At 62.7% G+C, this 18,869-nt stretch carries 16 protein-coding genes and 1 pseudogene; 6 read left to right on the plus strand and 11 right to left on the minus strand.

Annotated elements, in window-relative coordinates; all coding sequences use genetic code 11:
* Both ASF72_RS20650 and ASF72_RS17760 read left to right on the plus strand, forming a co-directional pair.
* Positions 1-301, plus strand: a pseudogene (locus ASF72_RS20650) (DUF3618 domain-containing protein); the annotation flags it as partial.
* Positions 302-435: 134 nt separating this feature from the next.
* Positions 436-1,260 (plus strand): DUF2382 domain-containing protein, encoded by an 825-nt coding sequence (locus ASF72_RS17760; protein ID WP_056601163.1) that lies wholly within the window; start codon positions 436-438, stop codon positions 1,258-1,260.
* A 125-nt stretch (positions 1,261-1,385) separates the two neighbouring features.
* Here the strand turns inward: ASF72_RS17760 and ASF72_RS17765 are convergent, their stop codons facing one another.
* Complete coding sequence (locus tag ASF72_RS17765; protein WP_056601164.1) at positions 1,386-2,078, minus strand: LmeA family phospholipid-binding protein; 693 nt, start codon at positions 2,076-2,078, stop codon at positions 1,386-1,388.
* A gap of 310 nt (positions 2,079-2,388) precedes the next feature.
* On the minus strand, positions 2,389-3,468 hold the full coding sequence (locus ASF72_RS17770; RefSeq protein ID WP_056601094.1) for a helix-turn-helix transcriptional regulator: 1,080 nt from the start codon (positions 3,466-3,468) through the stop codon (positions 2,389-2,391).
* Between the two features lie 238 nt (positions 3,469-3,706).
* On the opposite strand from ASF72_RS17770, the gene ASF72_RS17775 reads away from it, so the two are divergent.
* On the plus strand, positions 3,707-3,910 hold the full coding sequence (locus tag ASF72_RS17775; protein ID WP_231685999.1) for a hypothetical protein: 204 nt from the start codon (positions 3,707-3,709) through the stop codon (positions 3,908-3,910).
* Between the two features lie 90 nt (positions 3,911-4,000).
* Here ASF72_RS17775 and ASF72_RS17780 read toward each other — a convergent pair whose 3' ends face one another.
* Complete coding sequence (locus ASF72_RS17780) at positions 4,001-4,939, minus strand: LysR family transcriptional regulator (protein ID WP_050684324.1); 939 nt, start codon at positions 4,937-4,939, stop codon at positions 4,001-4,003.
* 239 nt (positions 4,940-5,178) lie between these two features.
* Here ASF72_RS17780 and ASF72_RS17785 point away from each other — a divergent pair, with 239 nt between their 5' ends.
* Entirely contained in the window at positions 5,179-6,297 is a 1,119-nt protein-coding gene (locus ASF72_RS17785) for a PrpF domain-containing protein (protein ID WP_050684323.1), read from the plus strand.
* Between the two features lie 12 nt (positions 6,298-6,309).
* A complete protein-coding gene (locus tag ASF72_RS17790; protein WP_056601095.1) occupies positions 6,310-7,755 on the plus strand; it encodes an SLC13 family permease in 1,446 nt (481 codons plus the stop codon).
* A 195-nt stretch (positions 7,756-7,950) separates the two neighbouring features.
* Here ASF72_RS17790 and ASF72_RS17795 read toward each other — a convergent pair whose 3' ends face one another.
* The 8 genes from ASF72_RS17795 to ASF72_RS17830 form a co-directional block, all read right to left on the minus strand.
* Positions 7,951-9,375, minus strand: coding sequence for a glycoside hydrolase family 32 protein (locus ASF72_RS17795; RefSeq protein WP_056601096.1), 1,425 nt, complete (start codon positions 9,373-9,375; stop codon positions 7,951-7,953).
* Positions 9,376-9,506: 131 nt separating this feature from the next.
* Positions 9,507-11,054, minus strand: a complete 1,548-nt coding sequence (locus tag ASF72_RS17800) for a glycoside hydrolase family 32 protein (RefSeq protein WP_056601098.1) — start codon at positions 11,052-11,054, stop codon at positions 9,507-9,509.
* The gene (locus ASF72_RS17805) at positions 11,051-12,145 is read right to left on the minus strand and encodes an ATP-binding cassette domain-containing protein (protein ID WP_056601101.1); all 1,095 of its coding nucleotides are present in this window, start codon (positions 12,143-12,145) and stop codon (positions 11,051-11,053) included. The genes ASF72_RS17800 and ASF72_RS17805 overlap by 4 nt, the downstream gene beginning before the upstream one ends.
* Entirely contained in the window at positions 12,142-13,104 is a 963-nt protein-coding gene (locus tag ASF72_RS17810) for an ABC transporter ATP-binding protein (protein ID WP_056601102.1), read from the minus strand. Before ASF72_RS17810 ends, ASF72_RS17805 begins: the two co-directional genes overlap by 4 nt.
* A complete protein-coding gene (locus ASF72_RS17815) occupies positions 13,101-14,027 on the minus strand; it encodes an ABC transporter permease (protein ID WP_056601103.1) in 927 nt (308 codons plus the stop codon). The genes ASF72_RS17810 and ASF72_RS17815 overlap by 4 nt, the downstream gene beginning before the upstream one ends.
* A 10-nt stretch (positions 14,028-14,037) precedes the next feature.
* Positions 14,038-15,015 carry an ABC transporter permease gene (locus tag ASF72_RS17820; protein ID WP_050684316.1) on the minus strand — a complete coding sequence of 326 codons (978 nt, stop codon included), beginning with the start codon at positions 15,013-15,015 and terminating at the stop codon, positions 14,038-14,040.
* A gap of 283 nt (positions 15,016-15,298) precedes the next feature.
* Positions 15,299-16,972 (minus strand): ABC transporter substrate-binding protein, encoded by a 1,674-nt coding sequence (locus tag ASF72_RS17825; protein ID WP_056601104.1) that lies wholly within the window; start codon positions 16,970-16,972, stop codon positions 15,299-15,301.
* A 78-nt stretch (positions 16,973-17,050) separates the two neighbouring features.
* A complete protein-coding gene (locus ASF72_RS17830) occupies positions 17,051-18,118 on the minus strand; it encodes a LacI family DNA-binding transcriptional regulator (protein WP_056601106.1) in 1,068 nt (355 codons plus the stop codon).
* Between the two features lie 512 nt (positions 18,119-18,630).
* Between ASF72_RS17830 and ASF72_RS17835 the strand changes: the two genes are divergently transcribed.
* Positions 18,631-18,831, plus strand: a complete 201-nt coding sequence (locus ASF72_RS17835) for a hypothetical protein (RefSeq protein WP_050684313.1) — start codon at positions 18,631-18,633, stop codon at positions 18,829-18,831.
* Positions 18,832-18,869: the final 38 nt, after the last annotated feature.

Raw genomic sequence — 18,869 nt, forward strand, 5'->3', positions numbered from 1 at the left:
CGCCGCGGGCCTGATCGCTTTCGGCGCCGGACTCCTGGTCTCGTCCCTGATCCCGGCCAGCGAGAAGGAACGCGAAGCCGCGGACCAACTCAAAACAGCCGCCGAACCCCTCACCAACCAACTCACCGACGCCGCCAAGGACATGGCCGAGGACCTCAAGCAACCCGCCCAGGACGCCATGGAAAGCCTCAAATCCACGGCCACCGACGCCGCCGAACACGTCAAAGCCGAAGGCCAAGGCGCCGTCGCAGACGTCAAGGACCGCAGCACCGAAGCCAAAGACAACGTCCAAAACGCCTGACGCACACCATGAAGCGCCGCGACAACGCGCCAGCCCCGACGCTGGCGTCGGTGCGCGCCAAAAACACCTCGACCGCCCCGGAAACGGACCTCCGATGGTCCGTTTTCTATCCGAAGTACAACATGGAGAACAACATGATCAGCAGTGAGAACCTTGCTTCCCTCAGCTCAGCTGGCGGCAACGTCATCGGATCCGACGGCGGCAAAATCGGCTCCATCGGTCAGATCTACGCGGACGATGAAACCAACGAACCCACCTGGGTGACCGTTAAAACCGGTTTCTTCGGAAGCAATGAATCCTTCGTCCCGCTGGACTCCGCCTCCCAGGACGGACACGACCTCGTCGTCCCCTACACCAAGGACAAGGTCAAAGACGCCCCGAACGTAGCACCCGACGGACACCTGACCCCCCAGGAAGAAGACGAGCTCTACAGCTATTACGAGCTCCCCTCCGGCGCAGGGTACACCGGCACCAATACCGATGCCCGCACCAACACCGGCAACAGCATTGACGCCGATGCCGGCACTGCCGACCGCGATGTGGTGGGCCATGACACCTCCGGCCCGACCACCGACGATGCCATGACCCGCTCCGAAGAGCAGCTGCACGTTGGCACCCGCACGGAAGAAACCGGCCGGGCACGACTGCGCAAATATGTTGTCACGGAGAATGTGACCACTACAGTTCCCGTGCAGCGCGAAGAGGTTCGCCTCGAACGCGAGCCCATCACCGATGCCAACGTTGGAGATGCCAAGGCCGGCCCGGCCATCAGCGAGGAAGAACACGAAGTCATACTCCACGAAGAGCGCCCCGTCGTGGAAAAGGAAACCGTGCCCGTCGAACGCGTGCGGCTCGAAAAGGACACCGTGACCGAACAGCACAACGTCACCAAGGAAGTACGCAAAGAAGAAATCGAACTCGACGACGACAGCTCCACCGAACGGCGCAACGACCGCTAACTCTGCGCTCCTTGGCCAGCGCCGGTCAGCCCGGCACCACACCGGAGGTCCGTCTCCCCATGGGGAGGCGGACCTCCGTTCGTACTGAACGGCGCGAAAGCCGGGAGGCCGGGGGGTGGGTGTTGCTATGGGGTGAGCCTGACGTCGTCACCCCGGAGAGTTGCGCGGAAGCCGTCGCTCTGGACAACAACGTCTTGGAGCCCGAGCCCATCCGGCAGGCCCTCGATGTTGTGTTCGATTGTGACGAGCCTTCGCACGACGGCAGCCGTAGCGGCGGAGAGAAAGTCCGGCCCGCCAACGTCGATGGAGCGTGGCTCAACAACGATCCTTCCGGCCTTCACCTCGACAGTGCCCGTTGCAACGACCCGCACTTCCCGGCCGAGGACCTCAACGTCGCGGACCACCGTGGCCTGCCCGTCGTCGGCGGCGCGAACCACTGTGCCATCCCCGAGTTCCCCGGCGACGACCTCGAACGGGACGGTCGCGTCGACATCGAGCCGGTCAGCAACCAGCCCATCCGGGCCGGTAACAACGCCCTGCCCCACGGCTTCGACATCCCTGAGCGTCGAACCGGCGGTCACTACGGTCCCCGCGTCAAGCGCAAGATCGGAGAACCACACGTCATCCTCCCGCAGGCCTGCGGGCGCCTCCCTGCCTGGCTGATGTGCCGAGCCCTTGGACGGCGACGTTTCGGGCCCGGACTGGCTCCCGCCGGCCGGGGAACTCACCACCCACCAGAGGATTACGGCTGCGACGCCGAGCATCAAAACCATACACACAGCACCGATGAACCAGTCTTTCGCGCGTTTCCACTCCATGGAAACATTCTGACGGCTGACCACCTCCACATGCGACGGCTTGTGAGGGCACTCGGCGCTGACTCCCCCGAACATGTACTAAGTTTGCTTAGTATGCGAGGTTTCGGCCTAGACTGGCACGATGGATTCGATATCGGCCATTGGCCTCGTGTTCCTTGCAGCCATCGTGTGGACGGGCATCACGGCAGTGCTCTTATGGGGCGGGGATCATCAAAAGCAACGCCTACAGGGGCTCACAGAAGGAGCCAAAGCCGGAATGCGTGCCACCCCGTGATCAGCGCTTAGCCGCCGTCCGCCGGCGTCGATCTGCTCAATCTCGTTGTTCGGTCCTTGCTGCGCCCACGCGAGTGCCGACGATCTGCGCCAGCAGGGATCGGCGATTGTGCGTGCGTGATTTCGCGAAAATGGTTTTGAGGTGGTCTTGCACGGTCAACTCTGAAAGCGTCATCGCCGCGGCAATCGTTTTCGTGTCGCTTCCCGCTACAAGCATTCCCAGGAGCTCCGCCTCGCGTGGGGTCATACCGTAGGCCAGGGCGTAGACCTCAAGCCGCTCGTCGGGAGCGGCAGCCTCCAGAGTCACAGCTATCTGCGAACCCATTCTTGCGGCGCGAACGGTGATCCACGTGCCCTCCATGAGATGCACACGCGCGCTGGCCTCGTGCGAGTCGACATCCTGTTCAACCGCAAGTAACTGCGCTGCAGCATTGTAGACACTCGCGGGCACCGGCGGCAGGGTGCCGGCAGTTGGCAGGAGTGTTCGAAGCCACTCTCCGGCCGCCCCGGTCTGGCTGACCACTTCGAGGTTCTCGCTGAGAATAAGGACTACGGGCCCTCTTCCGAGGCGCAGCGCCGGCGGAATCGTCGAAAATGTACCCGCCTGCCGCATCCGAAGCGCTCGTGTCAGCGACGGCGCGAGATCACTCAGAAACGCGAGTTCATGGCTGCCGAATGCCTTTGGACTCGTTCGCCATAGGTCAAGAAAACCCCAGCAACCATGGCTGTCTGCCATCACGATCGAGGCCACATCCTTGACCCGGTAATTTTGCAGCATTTCCGTCCAGAGAAGGCTTTCCGCTAGCTCTGCACCCGTCGCCTCGAGCAGCGACGCCGCCGCCACCCGGCGGGTGATCAAATCAGTCCATCGATTGACCTTGGTTAGGTACTTAAACTTGATAAGGGACGGCAGCTGACCGAATGCCGGGACATCCGCGTGCGGGTCAGAACCGACTGTGGTCACCGGATCCGTGAGCAGCCAAACGTGGGCATCGAAGTCGAGAGCACGATGCAATTCGCGAAGCGCGTCAGTTCGGAACGTTCTGGCATCTGAAGGCACTGCGCTGATGGACTCTATTCGCTCCCGAACGTTGGCCAGTGTCAGTTGCGTGACCATATCTCGACAGTACGCCCAAAAAGCCCCGTTCCTCCGCCTTGAGATTGCAGCTGCCCGCTGGAAGAAAGATCCCAGAAAGTTGGGATGGTTACCGAGAGCGACGAACCCTACGCTCAGGGCACACCCCAACGAGAAAGTACGGGACATGCCTATTCTCAGGATTGAACACCGCACTCACGACTTCGCGACATGGAAGGCCGCGTTCGACCGGGACCCGGCCGGGCGAGGCAAAGCAGGCGTGCAGAGGTACTCCATTTACCAGCCCGTCGATAACCCCCGGTATGTTCTGATCGACCTTGAGTTCCCGACGGTCTCCCAAGCCGAACGCCTCCTGGCGTCGATGAGACAGATCTGGAGTTCCGGGGCCGCAGGGCCCGCCTTCGGGGGCGAGCCACGGACGCAGATCCTCGACACCAAGGAAGTCGTTCAACTCGAAGCCTGACGGCGGGTATTTACGTGCGGCAATGCCCGGACAGTCATACAGCGGGCCAGCCGGGATTGGCGCTTACCCGCTGGCGGCCTAACCATCAGCTCAGAGATAATCACTGCCACGTTCACGGGCGATCTCCAGAAGGGTTGAATGGAAAGCTACCTCGGCGGGTGCGTATACCTTGTCTTGGCGTTGGGCCAGAAGAACCCGGCGCAGGGGGGCGTCAGCGCCGAGGCTTAGGACCCTGACATCGGGATGCTGCAAGGCCACTGCTGTTTTGGGGACCATCGCCACACCCATGCCCACGCTGACCATGGCTTGAGCCTCTTGGTAATCGTTGGCCAGGAACCCGATATTCGGCTCAAAGCCGGCGTCGTGGGCGGATCGTTGAAGTACCTCAACCACAGGGTGCGCCTCTGCACGGACTATCCACGACTCCTTTCGGAGGTCTTTCATGGACACTTCATCACGATCCGCCAAGGGGTGCCCCTTGGCCACAAGGACCACCGTGCTCTCCTGGAACACCTCCGTGATCCGAATGGATTCGTCGTTGAAGCGGTTCCAAGGGTAATCCCAGAGCAGGCACAGTCCAGTCACTCCGGACTCCAGGTCCGAAACCAGTTCATCGAAGCGGGCGCTGCGCACAGACAGGCCAATTGCCGGGTAGCGCTTCTTGAATGCGCGGATCACCAGCGGCAAAAATGAACCGGCCAACGTGGGAAACGTACCCACGGTCAACGAGCCCCGGCCCAACCCGGCAATCTGACCCAAGTCGGACCGGGCCGCACGCATCTGTCCTACGATCCTCCGTGCGTGTCCAGCCAGCACCTGACCGGCCTCCGTGGGAACCACCCCGCGGGATCGGCGATTGAGGAGGGGCTGCCCTACTTCCTGCTCCAACTTCCGCAACTGCTGGGAGACGGCAGACGGTGAGTACATCATGATGTCAGCCGCCGCCGTGATGGATCCTTGCTCAACCACCTCCACCAGGAGGGCGAGCCGCCGAATATCAAATAAATCCATGTTCTCATCGTTAAGCATTGCTTCAGCCTTCCCCGTATTTTGTTCATTCTACGCAGGACTGCGATTCCCGGTGCCTGCCGGAGGGTGATAATCCGGGACCAGGCAATTCTTCAGCTCCGCCTCGTCCTGCCGCAGCAATGAGTGAAGCATCCCTACACTCCCCTTCATATATCCAACATTGTCTTCATATGTGATTCGCATCATCCTCGTAACAGGCCGCAAAATTTGCAGGATGCCACGAGAGGCAGGGAAGCACAATGAAGATCGAAGCCGAATGGATGCGCGGAGGCACCAGCAAGTGCTGGGTCTTTGAAACCGAAGACCTGGACAGGGCCAACGCCAATCTGGACGATCTCCTGCCCCGACTCTTCGGAAGCCCGGATTCCCGGCAGATCGACGGCGTAGGCGGGGCCACTTCAACCACCAGCAAGGCAATGCTCCTAAGCCGCCCGGCGGACAAGGAAGTGGATGTCGAATTCACTTTCGCCCAGGTGGGCATCGAAGAAGCATCTGTTGACTGGGGCAGCAACTGCGGAAACTGCTCGGCGGTTGTGGGTCTTTATGCCATCGAGAAAGGGTGGGTAGTTCCTTCCGGCGACTCCACGCGGATCGTCACGCGGAACACCAACACGGGACAGATCATCATTCAGCGGGTTTCAACACCCGCCGGCGCCCTGCCGATCGTCCCGGACGCACAGATGCCCGGCGTTGTGTTTCCCGGCTACAGAGTGGGGCTCGGCTTCCAGAATCCGGCCGGCAAGACCACCGGACAACTGCTGCCCACGGGCTCGGCATCTGACACGATCGTTGCCGGCGGAACCCGCTGGACGGTTTCCATGGTGGACGCCGGCGCACCCGTAGTCATGGTGCGGGCTGAGGAACTTGGCCTGGATACTGCCCGCTACGACACATGGAAAGCCGAAGTTGAACTTCAACTCGACACACTGGACGTAATACGCCGCCAGGCTGCGGTCCGGATGGGAATGGCAGCAACTCCCGCCCAGGCCGCGCGGGCTGTTCCCAAACTTGCAATCGTCGGCCCGCCCGAAGGGCCTGACGCCGCAGGTGACGTAAACGTCATGATGCTCTCCATGGGGAAACCGCATCCCGCACTGGCGATCACCGGCAGCATCGCGCTGACGCTCGCTGCCCGTACGCCGGGCACCGTGCTGAACACCATCACCGGCAACACATCCATAGCAGTTCTGAAGCTCAGGACGCCCGCGGGCGTCATCGAAACCTGGAGCGAGGAACAAGACGGATCCCTGCTGGTCGGCGTCGACCGGACGGCGCGCACCATCGCCTCCAGCATCATCCACCTTCCGGAGACTCTCGGCAACGCCGTCGAAGCCTCACTAGCAACAGCCACTCGATGAGGAGAAAACACCATGGCTAAGACTATTTTCAAACCAGCTCCCGAGGCTGAGAGCGACATCCGGGAAGAACGTTCCCAGCAGCCCAACAACCGCCGCCGTATCCTGCTGGTAACGGTTGCCGCTTCTGCCATTCTGGGCCTGGTCGCCATCCTGTTCGGGGGTGCCCTCTTCAACCCGGCGGCCACCCCGGAATCGGAGCCGACCATGACCGCCACCCAGATCATCCCGCTGGTAATCCTCGTGGTGATGTTCGTTGTCGCCACCAAGTGGCCCTTGAACATCGGCGTCATGGGACTCGTGGCCTCCTTCGGCGTCGGCTACTTCATGCTCGGCATGACCGACAAGGAAATCCTTGCCGACTTCCCCGCCAATATCGTGATCACGATCATCGGAGTCACGTACTTCTTCAGCATGGCCCAGAGGAACGGGACCATCGACATCATCGTCCAGAACTGTGTGCGGCTGGTGCGGGGCAAGACAATGCTTCTGCCGTGGGTATTCTTCCTTCTGGCAGCATCGCTCACCGCGCTTGGAACCTTCTCCCCTGCCGCCGTCGCACTCCTGGCCCCCGCCGCCATCGGACTGGCCTACGAATCGCGCATCCACCCCGTGCTCATGGGCGCTTTCATCATCAACGGAGCTCACGCCGGCGGCTTCTCGCCGCTGTCCGTGGCAGGCGTCCTGGTCCATGACATCGCGGTGAAGAACGGCTTTCCGATCTCCCAAGGCGCGCTTTTCGGAGCGAGCTTTGCCCTGAATCTGATCCTGTCCGTGCTGACGGTAGTGGTGTTCGCCCTCCTGGGTAAGCTTCGCGACGGCGCTGCCGGCCAGCACGCCGACCTTGAGACCCGCACCACCCGGCCACGCGGCCAGCAAATCCTCACCTTGGGACTCATTGTGGCCATGCTCGTCTGCGCTTTGGGCTTCCACATGCCGATCGGCTTTGTCGCCCTCTCAGCAGGACTCCTGCTGGCACTGGTCAACATCAAGGAACACCAGACCTTCATCGGCGGAGTCTCCTGGTCAACTGTGCTGCTCGTCGCAGGGATGATCACCTACGTCTCCCTGCTCCAGCACGTCGGGGTCATCGATACCCTCGCCGAGCAGGCCCTGGCCCTTGGAGCACCGCTCCTCATCGCCCTCGTGCTCTGCTACGTCATCGGTGTCGGCTCAGCCTTCGCATCATCCACCGCACTGCTGACGGCCTTCATCCCCTTGGCTGGTCCCCTCCTGGCAACCAGCTCACTGAGCGCGTCGGGGACAGTGGCTGCCCTCGCCATCGCCGCGACTGTCGTGGATGTATCGCCCTTCTCCACCGACGGTGCCCTGGTGGTCGCCAACGCCCGCGAAGACGACCGCCAGCGCGTTTACAAGCAGCTGATGATGTACGCCGGCGGAGTAGTCCTGGTAGCACCCGCACTTGCCTGGGCCTTGCTGGTACCAACCGGCATCATGTAGGCCGCAAGGCCATGAAGACTGCCGGCATCAACGATCGGCCGGCGTGGGGATTGCGCCTTGCACACCATCGCAACAGGTAGCCCGAGAGACGGGCGCAAAAGCGCAAACCCCGTGCACCTGAGGCAGGGCCGCCACACCGGCGGGCCCTGCCTTAGGTTTTACAGTCCGGCCTTGTGCACTCCAGGCAGGAGCGGGCTACGGTGAGACCGCGATCTCACGGATGGTCAGGTCGCGGAACAAGGCCGCTCCTTCATGGGCGTACAGCCGGATACCGTCATCGCCTTCAAGGGGGAAGACCCGGTGCGAGTGCACCACGCGTCCATCTCCGACGAACATCTCCACGCTGGTGCGATCCACGAGGATACGAAGAGCGAGGCGGCCTGCGGAGGGGTCCACCGCGGTTTGGGTTTCACCGGCAGTGGGGTTGATCGTGGGGCCGCGGTTGACGTACGTGAACGGGCCACGCAGATAGGCGCCTGCGGCGACATGCCGGCCGCCACCCGGGGCGCGGCACACCTCAAGACCGAGATTGGCCGGTGGTGCGGCTGGGTCCCACACCACCTCGCACGACAGGTCATATGCCAGCGACCGGACCTTCAGATCCTTTGTACCCGTAACCGCCAGATCGCCCAGACGATGCGTGCGCTTCACGTGGTTACCCAGCGCAGACGTGGGCGCGGAGGTGAGGTAATAGGCACCGGTCCCACGTTTGAGCCGGACATCGCGCACGATCATGTCATCGCCGTTGTAACCGTCAGTTGCCAGGGTTGGCGTGTTGTGAGGGTAGTCCCAGAAGTTCGCCCATCCGATGGCCCGTCGGAGGCCAGGGTCTACAGCCCCCGATGCATCGTGATGTGGGTAGGTCACCGCGCCGTAGAAGTCGAAGCCGTAATCGAGCCATTCCGGTTCGGGATGGTCGGGCGTGAAGGAACTGCCGTCAAAAACCCCCGTCCAGTAGGCATACGTCGCGGGCAGTCCGCGGCCTTTGCCGTTCGCACTGGTGCCCAGGACCCAATGCGGGGTGCCGTCGTCGGCGGTCATCAGAAAGAGGTCAGGGCATTCCAGAAGCCCCAGGTCGCTCCGGACAAATTCGCCAACACGCTGCCAGGACTGCAGGTCAGGGGAGGCGTAAAAACCCAGCTTCTGCCCCTCCGCGTTGGCCATGAACCACCGCTGCCGGTCCTCATCCCAGATCACCTTGGGATCGCGGAAATCGTGCACACCAGGGTTGGGCAGCACCGGCTCCGTGCCGCCCGGCTGAAATGAGCGTCCCCGGTCCGTTGAGTACCAAAGATACTGGGCCTGGCGCCCTTCCGGCGCTTGGGTAACCAAGGCGATGACCGCACCGGCACCGTATCCCGAGGTGTTTCGCTCATCCACCACCAGGCATCCGGACCAGCAGTCGCCGTTGTTGTTGCTGAATTTCGGTATCGAGACACCGCGGTCCCGGAAGGCAACGTGATCGGTGGTGGTGGCACGGCGCCATGACGTGCCACCGCCGCCAGTGATGTAGTCGGCGTTGTACAAGTAGTAGTAGTGGTACTCGCCATCCAGGTAGATGGGCCGTTGGGGATCGTTCTTCCAGTTGTCGGCCACGCTGAAGTGATAGACGGGGCGCATCCTGGATGGTCCTTTCGAGGGGCTGCCTGCCGCGGACGCGGGGTTGGACTGCGCGATGGACCCACCCAACGCAACCGCGCCGGCGCCCGTCAGAAGTCCGCGGCGAGAGACTGAAGAGTTTTCCATGGGTTTCACTTCCGTTCCGGCAGGAGGCTACGGGTCTCGGTAAACACCCCAGCCATGGTCCACGCGTCGAGTGAAAGGAGCCGCACCGAGGCTTCACTGGCGGCCAGTCTCACGCGCTCGCCGCCCAGGGTGGGATAGACACGGGCCGTGAGCGGCTTGCCGTTGGCGAAAATTTCGACGGCGGACCGGTCCACCAGGACGCGCAGGCGGACTCGACCGTCGGTCATCGGAATGGCGCCGGACTTTTCCACCAGATCGACGGCGGGGTCGAGGCTGCTGCGGGTACGGTCGAGATGCAGCATGCCGGTGGGGGTGCCGTCAGCGGGCCGGCTAAGAACGATCACCGTCTCCTCAGCACCCTCCGCGGATCCAAGCAGTCCGAGCCGCAGCTCTGCACCGGCAGCAAGCTGCACGTCCAGCTCCAGGTCCAGCTGGTTGCCCGACACACCGGTATCCATTGATGTCCCGGCCACCAGCACCTGGGCAGGCACACCGGCATGTTTCCGGCGCAGCTTCTCAATCTCGGGAACGGGTTCGAACTCGAGGGTTCCGTCGTTCGCCAACGTGGTGACCCGCGGCAGGCTCATGACCCCGGACCAGCCGGCTTCCACCATCGCTGCGTCACTGCGGCCTTCCTGCATCCAGCCAAACATGACACGCCGGCCGGACTCATCCTGGAAGGACTGCGGTGCATAGAAGAAGCGGCCTCCGTAGTCCAAACGGTGCAGCGAATCCGGTTCAAAGGCGTCGCCGGCATACCGTCCGGTCCAATACAGCGGGTGCCGGGTTTCGCCGTCATTCCACGCGGAGAAGACCAGCACATCTGGTGAGCCGTCGGCAGGTGCAGACCCCAACGAGCCCTGCCCTGCACGGAACAGGTCAACGCATTCCCACATGGTTCCGGTCCAGTCAGAGTCCGTGGGATCTCCCAGGGAGGCATCCCCGATGAACAGGGGTCCGAGGTAGTCCCAGGACCGCAGATCCGAAGATTCATACAGGAAGGCCGTGCCGCCGACGTGCCGGATTCCTGAACCCACCAGCTGCCGCCATTTGCTTCCCTCTTGCCATACGCAATGATCCCGAAACGCGGTGGTGTTTACGCCGGCGGGCGGGGCGCCAATGACCGGATTCCCGGGATCTTTGGTCCAGTCCAGCAGGTCAGGGGTTCCTACGGCGACGCAGGGCAACTCCTTGTCCGCGAACCGGCCGGAGTACACCAAGGTGGGAGTGCCGCCGTCGTTAACCAGCACCCCGGACCAACAGCCCTCGGCGTCCGGTCCTGCGGAAGGTTCCAAGGCGACGGGCTGGTCACTCCAGGTGACCAGGTCGGTGCTGGTGGCGTGACCCCATTGGATGCGGTGGTGGAAAGCGCCCTCGGGGTTGTACTGATAGAAGAGGTGGTAGGTGCCGTTCCATTGGCTGACCCCGTTGGGATCGTTGAGCCAACCGGCCGGTGAGACAAAGTGGAAGCGCGGCCGCAGCGGATCGGCTTCCGCGCGGGCCACCAACTCATCCTGCGGAGTGGTGGCGAGCGGGTGGGTCAGTTCAGTCATGCGGAGGCCTCTTCTTGAGCGTTCGACGCCGGGTGGCCGGGTTGGATCGGTTCACTCGCCAGGGCATGGCCGCCGGCAGCAGCCCACGGGCGATAGAGGTGGCAGCGCACCCAGTGGCGGTTTTCGGGGTTGCCCACCCGGTGGCGGACAGGTTCTTCGGCCGAGCAGGCCTGGTTCGGGTCGCCGTCGAACGCGCAGTGCGTCGAGGCCATAACAGCCTGCCGCAGTTCAGCCCGGCGGACGGGATCGTACGAGCCTGCCCGGGAGGGATCCGGCACGGCCGAAACAAGGAGCTGCGTGTACGGGTGCGCCGGGGTGGCCAGGAGGTCCAAAGACTCGCCTTCCTCCACCAGTTCACCGGCAAACATCACCGCTGTACGGTCCGCCAGGTACCGTGCGGATGCGAGGTCGTGGGTGATGTAGAGCATGGAGATACCTTGCTCATCGCGGAGCTTGCGCATCAGGTTCAGCACGCCGATCCGAACGGAAACGTCCAGCATGGACGTCGGCTCATCGGCCAGGATGACCTGCGGTTCAACGGCTAGCGCCCGGGCAATCGCAATGCGTTGGCGCTGGCCGCCGGAGAGCTCGTGCGGGTACGAGTTCAGCATGTCGGCCTCCAGGCCAACAGTGGTCATAAGCTTTTCGAGCCGCTGCCGAGTCTCCTTCTCCGTACCGCCGGTCTTGCCGTGGATCGCCAAGGAACGCCGGAGGAAGTGCTCGACCCTGTGCGCCGGGTTCAATGAGCCGAAGGGGTCCTGGAAAACCATCTGCAGCTGGGACCGGAAGGCCCGGGATGCTTGGAAACGATCCCGCCTCAGCACATCGACGCCGTCAATGAGGATCTCCCCGGAGCTCGGCTTTTCGAGTCTGGCGACACAGCGGGCCAGGGTGCTTTTGCCGGAACCGGACTCCCCCACGAGGGCTACGATTTCGCCCCGGCCAATGGACAGATCGACGCCGTGCAAGGCGCGGACGGAATCGCGGGAGAAGAGCCCCCCAACGGCGAATGACTTGCCCAGGCCCCGGATTTCCAAGGCCGGACCGCCGGACGTGGTTCCCGGCTGCCGGGTCGTGACGGAGTGGCTCATGGCGTGGCTCCTTCCAGGTTTGCGGACTCAATAACTGGAGCATCGGCACCGAACGGTGCCACGAAGTGGCCGGGTGACACCTCGCTGAGGTCCGGGATGTTGCGGAATTTCACGCCGTCGGGCAGGCCCGTCAGCGGAACCCGGGGACCGGTGAGGGGCGGAAAAGCGCCCATCAGTGCCTGGGTGTAGGGGTGTCGGGGGGTGGCGTAAACGTCCTGGGCCTTCGCGGTTTCCACGATCCGCCCGCCGTACATCACTGCCATGCGGTGCGAGAGTTCCACCATGAGGGACATGTCGTGCGTGATGAAGAGGACGGAGAAGCCGAGCTCGCGCTGGAGCTCCTTGATTTGCGCCATGATCTCCTGCTGCACCACCACGTCCAGCGCGGTGGTGGGTTCATCCAGGATCAACAGTGAGGGCTTGAGTGCCACTGCCATGGCAATCACGGCACGTTGACGCATACCGCCCGAGAGTTGGTGCGGATACGACCTGAGGCGTGCGGGGTCGATCCTGACGAGTTCCAGCAGTTCACCGGCACGCCGCAGCGATTCCTTGCGGGAGTAGCCGGCGTGGGTGGTGAAGATGTCCACGATCTGCTCGCCGATGGTCAGCACCGGATTGAGCGAGTTCATGGCTGACTGGAAGACCATCGCCACGTCCTGCCAGCGGAAGCGCCGCAACTCCTCAGGGCTCATGGCCAGGACATCCTTGCCGCCGAAGGAAATGCTGCCGCCTGCGATCTTCGCTGGATCCTTCAGGAGCCTCATGATCGAGTTGGCGATAGTGGACTTCCCACAGCCGGACTCTCCCGCGAGCCCGAACACCTCGCCGGTGCCGATGCTGAAGGAAACGCGGTCGACGGCGGTGGTGGAGCGGGTGTCGCCGATGTATTTGACGGTGAGGTCCTTGACGTCCAGGACGGGTTCGTGGGAGCCGAAGGAAACTTGGGAGATTGTCACTTGGCAGCGCTCCTTTCGATGTCTTTCGGAGTTTTGATCTTCCGGAGCCGCGGGTTGGTGACCTCGTCCACGGCGTAGTTGATGAGGGCAAGGGCGAAGGCAACCAGCGCGATGCACAGGCCTGAGGGGACGAAGACCCACCAACTGCCCGTCAGCAGTGCACCTTCGTTGCCGGCCCAGAACAGGTTGTTGCCCCAGGAGACGGTGCTGACATCGCCCAGGCCAAGGAACTCGAGGCCCGCTTGGGCGCCGATACCGTAAATCACACAGGCCAGCAGGGTGCCCATGACGATTGAGGCCATGTTGGGCAGGATCTCGCGGAACATGATCCGGCCGGCCCGTTCGCCGGAGACCACGGCAGCGGCGACAAAGTCCTTGGAGCGGATGGACAAGGCTTGTGAGCGCAGGACGCGTGCTGAGCCGGCCCACCCTGTGACCACCAGGACCAGGATCACGGTGCCCAGGCCAGGCGGAAGGAAGGCAGCCAGGATGACCAGCAGCGGCAATCCGGGCAGTAGCAGGAACACGTTGGTGACCAGGGACAGCGCTTCGTCAATGAACTTGCCGAAGTACGCCGAGGCAAGTCCCACCAGGATTCCGATGAAGGTGGACAGCAAGCCCACGGTCAGCCCCACGAACAACGAACTGCGTGAGCCGTGGACAGTCAGCGCGAGGACGTCCTGTCCTTTGGCCGTGGTGCCAAGCCAGTGCTCAGCCGATGGTTCCAGGGACGCCAGGGCGGTGATCCTGGACGGGTCGCCCGGAAACAGTACCGGCGCCAGCAAGGCCAGGGCAATGAAGATGACCATCACGGCCATCCCCGTCAGCGCTTTTTTGTTGCTGGTGAGGCCGTGGATGAAGCTACGGTTTGGTTTGCGGGCAGCTGGTGTTGGCGTGGGCTGCTTCAGGAGTGCGGTTGTCATGATCGGTCCTCTAGTTGCTGCGCACGCGCGGGTCGAGGCGGACGTACAGGATGTCCACCAGGAAGTTGGCCAGCAGAACAGCGGCAGTGATGGTCAGGAACAGGCCCTGCATCAGTGGATAGTCGAGCCCTTGGACGGCGTTAAGGAGCTGGTAACCGACTCCGGGGTAGGCGAACACCACTTCCGTGAGCAGCGCACCACCCACAACGAATCCAAGGCCCATGCCGAAGCTCGTTACGGAGGGAAGCATGGCGTTGCGGGCGGCGTAGCGGAGCATGATGCGGCCCGGGCGGAGGCCCTTGGCTTCAGCCATGGTGATGTAATCCTCGGAGTTGGTGGCGATCATGGTGTTGCGCATACCGAGCATCCAGCCGCCGATCGAGACCAAGACAATCGTCAGCGCCGGCAGCACCAGGTGCGCACCGACGTCGCCGATGAATTCCCAGGTGAAGGCAGGCTCCAGACCGTCCGTGAATGCATGCCGGATCGGGAACCAGTCCAACACCACGCCGAACAGGTACAGCGCACCCATCGCAAGCCAGAAGTATGGAAATGAGCCAATAAAAACCAGCAGCGGCGGGAGCGCGGAGTCGATCGTTCCGCCGCGCCGCCAGGCGGCCAGGATTCCCAGCAGGTTACCCACGACGGCGGCAATCACCAGCGCGGTTCCCCCCAGCAGGAGTGTCCAGCCAATTTGGGATGAGATGACCTCGGTGACCGGGGTGGGGAAACGGGAGATGGAAACACCCATCTGCCCGGTGAAGACGTTGTGCAGGTAGTCGATGTATTGCTCCCAGATGGGCCGATCGTCAACACCCAGTAACTTGCGCAGGGCCTCGATCTGTTCGGGCTGCATCCGGTCCTGGGAACGGGCAAACATGCGGGACACGGGGTCCCCCGGCATGAACCGCGGGAGCATAAAATTCAAGGTGATGGATGCCATGAAGGCGATCAGGTAGAAACCCAGGCGGCGCAGGATGAAGCGCACGGTTTCCCTCCATTCGGGAATTGCGTAAAGGTGGGGCACGCCCGGCAGTATGGGCCGGTTCAGACGGTGTTCTGCCGGGCGTGCGGTGTGGGGGCGGCGGTGGTTGGGCCCACGCCGCCCGGGTTCCCTGGCCGAAGCGCAGCGAGGTTAGGGCGGCGGTGGTTGGGCCCACGCCGCCCGGGTTCCCTGGCCGAAGCGCAGCGAGGTAAGGGCGGCGGTGGTTGGGCCCACGCCGCCCGGGTTCCCTGGCCGAAGCGCAGCGAGGTTAGGGCGGCGGTGGGGACTACTTGCGCGGTTCCAGGGTGGTCAGGACGAGCACCGTTGTAGGTGACCGGACGGAGAGGGTGGCGTACGGGTTGTCCTCGGTGGGCCATCCGGTGAATCGGGTGTCGTTGAAGGCGCCCCATTCCGGGCCTGAGAACAGCGGCACGAGCGGTGCGGCGTCGTTGTACTCTTCCTGGAGCTTGTTGGCGATGTCCTTTTGTTTGGCTTCGTCAGCTTCAGCTGCGAAGTCGGCCAACAGCGCATCGGCTTTCGTGTCGCCGAAGCGGTGGTAGTTATCAAACGTTTTGGTGCCTACCGGCTTGACCGTGGCGCTGCCCATGGAGGTGTTGAAGTACTTGTAGGGGCTGGGATCGTTGGCGCTCCAGACGATGCCGGAGTCGAAGTCGCCGGTCTCGTACCCGGCCATCACTGCAGCCCAGTCAGGGGACTCCACCTTGGCAGTGACGCCCACCTCGGCCAGGTTCTGCGCGATCACGTTGGCCACGGACAGCCAATCAGAGGACGTCGCACCCACTGAGATCTTGAATTCGAAGGGTTTGCCGTCCTTGAGCGTGCGCTTCCCGTCGGCACCCTTGGGGTAGCCTGCCTTGTCCAGCAGGTCGTTGGCTTTTTGCACCTCGTGGTTGGTCCACGTGCAGTTGTCCTTGACCTGGCTGTTCTTCCAGGTTTCATAGTTGCCGGAGAGGCCGGTGCAGTCCGCCGGCTTGGCGTAGCCGCTCATGCCGATTTTGGTGACCTGGTCGCGGTCCACGGCCATGCTCAGTGCCTTGCGGACGTCAAGATCATTGAACGGCGCTTTGGTGGTATTGAGCTGCCAGTTGATCATGGCGCCGGTGGCAGGGAACCAGTACTGGCGGTGCTCCTTGTCCTTGGAAACAAACGTCTTCTCAATGTTGGGGATGTACTGCGGAGCCCAGTCAACGTCCCCGTTTGCTGCGGCAAGGTTGGCGCCGTCGTTCCCTGCGAAAGCGAGCATCTTGATGCCGGCAATCTTCTGCTTCCCAGGCTGCCAGTAGTTGGGGTTCTTCTTCAGGACGAAGGATTGGGCCTGGAACGTATCCACCTCGGTGTAGGGTCCGGTACCCACCGGCTTGGCGTTTGCGTCCTTTTCCGGGTCCGGCAAAGCAGACCAGATGTGCTTTGGCAGAATGATCAGTTGGCCCACGTCATGGAGAGCCGGCGACCAGGGCTTGTTGAAGTTGAACGTGACGTTATTCCCCTCGGCGGTCACGGTGTCCAGGTACTCAAAGCCGCCCTTGATCTTCTTCTGAAGTTCGAAAGTGAACGCAACGTCGTCAGCCACGAGAGGCTGCCCGTCGGACCACTTGACCCCGTCACGAAGCGTGAACGTTACTGATTTGCCGTCCTCTGCTGCCTTCCACTCGGTGGCCAGCCACGGCACTGTTTCTCCCTTTGCCGGGTTGAAGATCAGGAGCGATTCGTAGATGGACTGCTGAACCATCGGGTTGACCGTGGGGGCGAACGGGTTGAAGTTCTGCACGAACGTACCCATGTCCTCGCGTGGAATGGTGAGGAACGCGCTGGCGTTCGCTTCGGCGTCGGAGGTGCCTGTTTTGCCAACGTTGGCGGTGCAGCCGGTGAGAAGCATCGCGCCCATAGCAAGGCTTGCTGCCGTCATCCGGGCAGCCCGGAAGTATCGGGGTTGTGTCATGATGGTTGTCTCTTTCCTATCTTCATCAGCAAAGTGAAGGGGTGGGTAAGGGTTTGCTCTTCGACGTTGATTTCGCGGTCAGACCGAAGAGCGTTCTAGCAGCGGACAGCCGACCAATTGCTGGTTGGCAAGAATCGGCTGTCCGGCTGTAAGGGCAGCGAGCGTTTGGACGCCCAGGGCCCCCATTTTTTCGAAGGGCAACGCAACCGTGGTCAGTTTTGGCCGCAGGTAGGCCGCAATGAGTTCCTGGTTGTCGAAGCCGATCACGGCGATGTCGCCGGGGATGGTCAAGCCCCGTTCCTTGATGGCGTCGTAAGCACCCATCGCCATTCGGTCATTGAGACAGAACAGTGCGGTGGGCCGGTCAGCCGGTGGGTACCGGTCCAGGATCCGGCACGCGGCTTCGTAGCCACCATCGGCCGTTGCGTATCCGGACACCACCAGTTCCGGGTCCAACTCCAGTCCGGCAAGTGCGAGTGCTTCGCGGGCACCCTCCAATCGCCCCACTGCGGCGGGAATGTCCGGGTCGAGGTTGATCACTCCAATCCGGGTGTGGCCGGCCTGGAGCAGGCGTTCGACGGCGACGCGGCCACCGGCACGCTCGTCGGGGACGATCGACGGCAACTTTCCGTCCGCGTCAAAGCAATTGATCAGGACGGTGGGTACTTCCTTGGCGCTTTCCGGGACGTGGACACCCCGGTGAAAGGTGGCTGCGTAGAGAAGTCCCTCCACTCGTTGTTCCAGCAGCTTTTCAGTTGCAGCATCTTCCAGTCCGTCGTTGGGTCCTACGGCATCGGCCTGGTCGGAGGGCGCGATGAGCAGGAACCTGCGGTCAAGCCAGGCCTGGTCCTGGGCGCCTTTAATGATGTCGACGGCGAAGGGGGCCGTGACGATCTCCGTCACGATTCCGTACCAGTCGCTGCGCCGTGCTGCCAGCGCACGGGCGCCGGCATTAGGGCGGTAGCCCAGTTCCTGCACGGCGTCGCTAATGCGGGCGCGGGTTTCTTCGGAAATACTGGCGTTTTCGCGGTTACTCAGGACAAATGAGACTGCAGTCCGGGAAACGCCGGCGTGGTTGGCGACGTCCTTCATGGTGACTCCCCGCTGCCGCACAGGAACGGACTCGTCGGGGGTGGTTTTCGCCATTGAATACTCCGGGTGCTCTTGGTTGATGCAGGGATGTTGCCAGCGCCTCATTGTCTGGCAGCCCGGAGGCAACGCTGTTGGTAACGCGCGTTACCTGCCGGGCATGTGACTTAGGTTACCCGCGTTACTTCCCGTCTGTCAACAGCTCGGAACGGGCCGCCCGCCACCTTGCGGGGACGCGCGGCAGCGGGCTGCCTCGCCGGGCCCCGGGGGACGCAACGGTGCCAGGACTCCCCCGCCGTTGGAAGCCGGCGTTGTGGTTCGAATGACCGTGGACGGTATCGGGAGCATTTGAAATGCCCGGGTCCACGCCACGAGGCTGTAACCCGGGTCCCCGCCCGGAACAGGCCACGCAAGCATTCCGTCCCTAGGGAGATCCAGGCCTCGGGCTGATCCAGGAGCCTGCCGGTAGGTTCTGCAGGCAAACGCTTCCGGCCGGAGCCTGCCAGCACGTAGACTTCACCAATCGCGAGCGTCCCAATCTGTGGAGTGCTGCTGTAGAAAGGCCTGCCATGAAAGAAAACCTGCGGATCACTCCTGCCGACGTTTTTCCTGAGGACCTGGGAAAAATGAAAGACAAAAATTTGCAGGTTCTCGATAGCCAGGTTCAACGGCAACTGGACCATGAAATCGTCACTGATGGCGAAACAAACCCGGAAACCGACTCTCGCCACGAAGAGCTTGACCTGGAATTCGAACAGCGCGGCAACTAAGCCTGGCAGTGCCCAGGGCCTGCACTCACCGTGCAGGC

The organism is Arthrobacter sp. Leaf141 (assembly GCF_001424565.1).
Lineage (GTDB): Bacteria > Actinomycetota > Actinomycetes > Actinomycetales > Micrococcaceae > Arthrobacter.